We start from the raw sequence: 6,223 nt of genomic DNA, 5'->3' as shown, positions 1-6,223 counted from the left end.
TCTGCCGCCGGTGCAGCGCCGAGCGGCGGTGACCGAACCCCACGAACACGACGGGGCCTGCGGCCATGTGCCGCCGGTGCAGCGGCGGGCCCTGGCGCACAGTGTGCTGGAGACCCCCGGGGAGGAGATGGACGCGGGCCTGCGCTCCGAGATGGAGGGCCTCTTCGGCGGCGCCGACTTCAGCGGTGTCCGCCATCACAAGGGCCCTCTGGCGCAGGCGTCGGCCGCGGAACTGGGCGCCAAGGCGTACACCTCCGGGCCGCACATCGTCGAGGGCGCGCCGATGAGCAAGGAGGACTGGGCGCACGAACTCACCCACTACCAGGACCAGTTGCTCGGCTCGGTGCCCGGAACCGACAACGGGATGGGCCTGAGCGTCTCCAGCGAGGGCGACCCGGGCGAACGGCACGCGGTGGACAACGCCCGCCGGGTGATGACCGGGCAGGTGCGGGATTCGGCGCCCTCGCCGGGGGAGGGCGCGCCGGCGGCCGCCGCCGCCGCGGCGCCCGTACAGCGAACGCTCCTCGACGAGGACGACGAAGGCGAGATGCGGGAGCTGTCGCGGCAGGAGGTGACGACCGCCGCCTGGTACACCGAGCTCCACGACGACCACAAGGAACGGCTGGAGCGGTACATCGACGGGGACGAGGAGTACGCGACCGTCGAGAACGCCCTGCTGGACACCCGCAACAGCGTCGTGGCCGCGATGGACGTCCCCTTCTCGATGCACGACAGGCGGTTCCTCAAGGGCGCGTGGGAGAAGCACGGGAACGTCACCGCCTTCGACCCGGAGATGAAGGAGAACGCGATGGAGGCGAGCCTGGACTCCATGGGCATCCCGGCGAACCCCCGGCGGATCCACCGCGCCTCGGTCACCGACTTCGGAACCCACGTGCCGCACACCGACGTGTACGTGCTGCATCCCGGCCCCTGGGCGGACAGGACGCCTGCCCCCATGAGCCTGGCGTCCTGCCTCGAATCCATCATGGGCGCCAACAGCCGGGCCTGGATCGTCACGGACGACCAGGACACCGGCCGCGACCAGTCGGGGGCGCTGCGCACCCAGATCGAGAACATCAACCGGGAGAAGGCCGCCGGCGACGCGGACTACAAGCCCCTGACCGTGTCCGTCGAACCCGTCACGACGACCGCGGACGGCAGGCACACCGCCGACCTCAACGGTGTCCCCTTCGTTCCCCACCACGGGCCCTCCTACCACCTCACCACCGTGACCAGGCACTGAGTCCGCGGCACGCCCTCCGGCACCGCCGATCCGCACACACCGGGGAACCGCACAGCAGTCAGCAGAGGGGACGACCACCTTGCACGCACACGACGCCGGGGACCGGCAACGGGACGGCCGACACAGCACCCCGGGCCCGGTGCCCGCGCCGAGGTCCCAGCTCCCCGCGGCCCCCGTGCAGCGCATGCTGACCATCCAGGCCATGGCGGGGAACACGGCGGCGACCCAGGCCAGGGCCGAGGCGGCCGGCGCCGCGGCCCTGGCCGAGGCGAAGGACAGGCTGACGCGGTCCATCACCGGCGAGACCCCGGAGCGGGTGTCGGCCAAGCAGATGCGCAAACTGATCGACCGGCGGCTGGACCAGGGGCCGATGTTCACGGAGGAACAGGTCGGCGACATCGAGACCCTGGCCGCCGATCCCAAGTGGCTGCACGAACGGGGGCTGTGCACGGTCGCCGAGGCGGAGGACTACATCGGGAGGAACCAGCACTATCGCTGGGTCAAGCGTCCCAAGGGACAGCGGCTGCTGATCGCGACCCGATACTGGCGCAACCCCCCGGAGACGAGGACGGGCGGCACGCCCACCCGGCCGGACTACCTGATCGGCCGCCATCTCGCCGCACACGACCCGGGCACCCCGGAGCCGGAGCGGATCCACCTGGAACAGGAGCGCGACGCCCAGATCCGGGACACCTTCCTCGACACCTTCGTCCCCCGGGGCATCGGCGACGACCATCCGAAGGCCGAGGAGCACCGGAACAACGCGGCACGCGCCAACGAGCTGCTGGCCAAGGTGTTCCTGATCCTGCGCAACGGGCTGAAGACGTACGTGCCGGACGCCGGGACCCACCTGGACTACCGGGACGGCGACGTGGCCCGCGCGCTGGCCCACGGCGGCCGGGTCAACATCCGCATCCCGCAGATCGGCCAGAGCGACAACCCCGCCGAACTGACCAACTGGCTGGGGCTCACCACGGGCAAGGGCAGCCGCGTCAGCAAGTGGACGGAGGTGCGCGGGTACGGCACCCATCACATGGCGATCGGCGACAACACGGAGGGGGGCCGCGGCAGTTTCGAGGAAGTGGGCGGTATGAAGGCCACGGGCAAGAACCTCGCCGATCCGGACACCAAGCTGTTCGGGGTGAACGCGGCGATCGGCGGCCTGGGCAACCCGGACATCCACGGCGACGCCATCCTGCCGGACGGCCGCTACGGGCACGTCTTCCTGGGCTTCAAGGCACCGACCGCGCGCCGTGACGGGGCCCTGCAGATCGGCATCGAGACCACCGCCCCGTGGAAGACCAATCCGGTCGGCTACTTCCACGGACCGACCAGCACCGAAGCCACCGCCAACCCTGTGTCCAACGTCCATGGACACAAGGCCGACAAGCTCGCCGCGGACGTCCCCCTCCACCTGAACCAGCGCTACGTCGACCTCGCCGAGTTCGAGAAGGACGGCCAGAAGTGGCCGGAGCGGCTCAGGACGCTGGAGGCCCGCTGGAAGGCGGACCTCGCGGCCGCCCCCGACGACGACGGGCGGCGCGCCCGGTTCGCGGAGCTGATCGGCAGGCGGCCGCTGCCGGCGCCGGGGGCCGGCGCAGGCACCTGACGGGCCCGGGCCCACGGCCGGCAGGCGCCGAGCCCGACGGGGCGCTCCCCGGTCGCCGGGTCCCCAAGGGCAACGACCCGGCCCCTCGCGCAGCCGACTCTGCCCGTCCGGCCCCTGACCCGGCCGCCACCGCCCGGCTACCGTCCCCTGGTGAGCCTGTGGACCTCTCTCGAACCCGCCTCCGCGACCGTCGACCCCGGCAGCAGCACCCGCGTGCGGCTGCGGCTGCGCAACACCGGTGACGTCGTCGACGAGTACCGCTTCGAACCGGTCGGGCCGGTGGCGCCCTGGACGAGGGTCGAGCCGCCCTCACTGCGGCTCTATCCGGGCACGACCGGGACCGTCGAGCTGACCTTCGCCCCGCCCCGTACCCCCGACGCCACCGCGGGGCCGAACCCGTACGCCGTCCGGATCACGCCCACCGAGCACCCCGAGGCCACCACCGTGCCGGAGGGCAACCTCACGATCACCCCCTTCACGGAGGTACGGGCCGAACTCGTGCCCGTCACCGTGAAGGGGCGGTTCCGGGGGCGGCCGCGGCTCGCCGTCGACAACCTCGGCAACACCAGGCTGACCGCATCGCTGAACGGCTCCGACAACGGCGACCACCTCGCCTACGACCTGAACCCCGCCAACGTCCAGATCGAACCCGGCCGCGCGGCCTTCGTCAGGACCACGCTGAAGCCGCGCCACATCATCTGGTTCGGGCCCAAGCAGCAGCGGCCGTACACCCTCGCCGTGCAGCGCTCGGGGGCCGACCCGCTGCCCGTCGAGGGCACGTACATCCAGCGGGGCTTCCTGCCGCGCTGGCTCGCCACCTTCTTCGGCGCCATGCTCGCCCTCGGCTTCACCTTCCTCATGCTGTGGATGGCCTACAAACCGGCCGTCAACACCGGCGCCAACGAGAAGGTCGCCGAGGCCGGCACCGCCCTGAAGCCGGCGCCTTCCCCGTCGCTGAGCGCCAACGTGCCGCCGACCCCGGCCCAGCCACAGCAGCCGGCCCCGGGTGGCAGCGGGGGCGGCGGCGGGGACGCACAGCCGAAGAAGAAGGGACCCAAGCCGGTCGTCCCCGCCAGCAGCATCCTGCTGCGCAACACGACCACCGAGAAGTGCGCGGACATCCCCGGGTACGACCAGGGCTCGTCGGGCGGACCCGTGCAGGAGTACACGTGTGACGGGACCTCGAACGACAACCAGCTGTGGAACCTCGAGGTGAAGTACCCGAAGCAGGGACCCGGCGGCAGCGCCCTCTTCCAGATCCGCAACGTCAAGGACCAGCTCTGCATGGACCTGCCGGGCTACGGCGCCGCGCCCCTGCAGAGCGCCATCACCGAGTACGCCTGCGACGGCACGACCGCCGACAACCAGCTGTGGTGGATCGACAAGCAGGCGAGCGGCGCCTACTGGATCCGCAACTACGCCAGCGACAACAAGTGCCTCGACGTCGCGGGTTACAGGACCGGCGGGGACGGCACCAACCTCACCCTGTTCAACTGCACCAACACCGACGACCAGGAATGGGAGATCGTCCACCCCTCGGAGGGCTGACCCGCGCCGGCGGTCACCAGGTGCCCTCGCCCGGCACCAGCCGTCCCGCCTTGCGGTACTCGCGTCGGGCGCCCTCCAGCAGGTCGGCCGCGGTGACCGGTTCGCCGCGGCCGGCGGCGAGGTAGGCCGCGGTCACCACCGCGCTGCGGATCGAGCCGCCGGCCAGCTCGAACTGCGCGGCCAGGGAGGCGAGTTCGATTCCTTCGGCGGCCGGGACGTGGGACAGTCCGTGCCGCCACAGCGCGAGCCGCTGTTCCGGCTCCGGGAACGGGAAGTCGACCACCAGGTCCAGCCGGCGGGTGAACGCCTCGTCGATGTTGGCGCGCAGGTTGGTGGTCAGCAGCGCGATGCCGTCGAAGGACTCCAGGCGCTGGAGCAGATAGGCGCTCTCCATGTTCGCGTACCGGTCGTGCGAGTCCTTCACCTCCGACCGCCTGCCGAACACCGCGTCCGCCTCGTCGAAGAGGAGCACCGCGTCGGTGCGGTCGGCCTCGGTGAAGATGCGTTCGAGGTTCTTCTCGGTCTCGCCGACGTACTTGTCGACCACGGACGACAGCTGCACCACGTAGAGGTCCAGGCCGAGTTCGGCGGCGACCACCTCCGCGGACATGGTCTTGCCCGTGCCGGACTCGCCCGCGAACAGGCCGAGCACCCCGCGGCCCCGGCCGCCGCCCGCGCTGAGCCGCCAGTCGCCGAGGACGCGGTCGCGGTGGCGGGCGCGCAGGGCGAGTTCGCGCAGCTGGGTCAGGGGCCGTTCGGGCAGCACCAGGTCCCGCCAGTCCACGGCCGGCCTGATCCGGCGTGCGTGCCGCTCCAGCCCGGACGCCGACTGCTGTCGCGCGGCCAGCCGCACGTGGGCGGCGGTGAGCGGGGTGCCGTCGAACCCGGCGAGCGCCCGCGCGGCGAGCGCGGCGCGGGCGACGCGGTGTCCGGCCAGGTGGTACGGGGCGACGGTGGCGGCCAGGTCGAGGCCGGGCTCGTCCTCGCCGACGCCCAGCGCCCGCGCCCAGGCGCCCACCGCGCCCGTCCGGTGCGCGGGCGCCTCCAGGACCAGCGGGTCACGGTCGGACCACTGGGGGTCGTACGGTTGCGGGGCGGTGATCAGCACCGGCACGTCCGGGGCGGCGGTCAACGCCCGCACCAGGTCCGCCGGTCGCTCCGGCAGATCGCGGACCACGACCGCACGGCCGCTCAGCCGTGCCTCCCGCAGCAGGTCCGGGACGAGGTCGGCGGGGCCGGAGAAGTGCAGGGCCGGCAGTCCCGCGGCACGCAGCGCCGCCGCGACGCAGGCCAGGCCGTCGCCCTCCCTGCGCTCACGCAGGTGCACGGCGAGCGGTGGACCGGCGGCGAGCAGCGCGGCCAGCCGCCGCACGAAGACGCCGAACTCGTCGCCGTCGCCGTCATCGTCACCGTGGTCCGGGACGTCACCGTCGTACGACATCGGGCGCACCCGTCCCGCCAGCGCCACGTCGGGGGTGTCGTCACCGAGCAGATGGGCCATCAGCCGGTCGGGCACCCGCAACGACCGGCTCAGGAAGGGGCGTTCGGGCTCCTCGACGGTCAGCAGCCCGAGCTCGGCCAGCGGCGCCGCCGGGTGGAAGCGGGCCCGCGCGCCCGACACGTACGCCGGTATGCCGCACAGGTCCAGGGCGAGGCCGATCGTGGCCCTGCGCCGGCTGACGTCGTCGTTGAGGTAGCCGTACAGCGGCTCGAAGGTGCGGTCCAGGTCGGGGGCGAGGGCGATCAGCAGGAGGGTGGCGTCCAGTTCGGTCAGGCGGAGCCGGGCCGCCAGCGCGGCCAGCCGGTCGTCGCCGGTGCCCCCG

The 6,223-nt window shown here is 72.6% G+C and carries 4 protein-coding genes; 3 read left to right on the top strand and 1 reads right to left on the bottom strand.

Annotated features, from left to right (window positions below; genetic code table 11):
* From ACWEN3_RS38940 to ACWEN3_RS38930, 3 genes are all read left to right on the top strand, one after another.
* Positions 1 to 1,243: eCIS core domain-containing protein (locus ACWEN3_RS38940; protein WP_452981209.1), on the top strand; the 1,243-nt coding region annotated here is incomplete at its 5' end.
* Positions 1,244 to 1,322: 79 nt separating this feature from the next.
* A complete protein-coding gene (locus tag ACWEN3_RS38935; protein ID WP_452981206.1) occupies positions 1,323 to 2,852 on the top strand; it encodes a PE-PGRS family protein in 1,530 nt (509 codons plus the stop codon).
* A gap of 150 nt (positions 2,853 to 3,002) precedes the next feature.
* Positions 3,003 to 4,400: an RICIN domain-containing protein gene (locus ACWEN3_RS38930; RefSeq protein ID WP_452981203.1), complete on the top strand. Its 1,398-nt coding sequence runs from the start codon at positions 3,003 to 3,005 to the stop codon at positions 4,398 to 4,400.
* 13 nt (positions 4,401 to 4,413) lie between these two features.
* Here the strand turns inward: ACWEN3_RS38930 and ACWEN3_RS38925 are convergent.
* The coding region (locus ACWEN3_RS38925; RefSeq protein ID WP_452981200.1) for an ATP-binding protein at positions 4,414 to 6,223 on the bottom strand (1,810 nt) is incomplete at its 5' end.

It is taken from the genome of Streptomyces sp. NPDC004561 (assembly GCF_053602155.1).
Note: the sequence above shows the minus strand (reverse complement) of the source record. Positions and strands in the feature narration are given on the sequence as shown.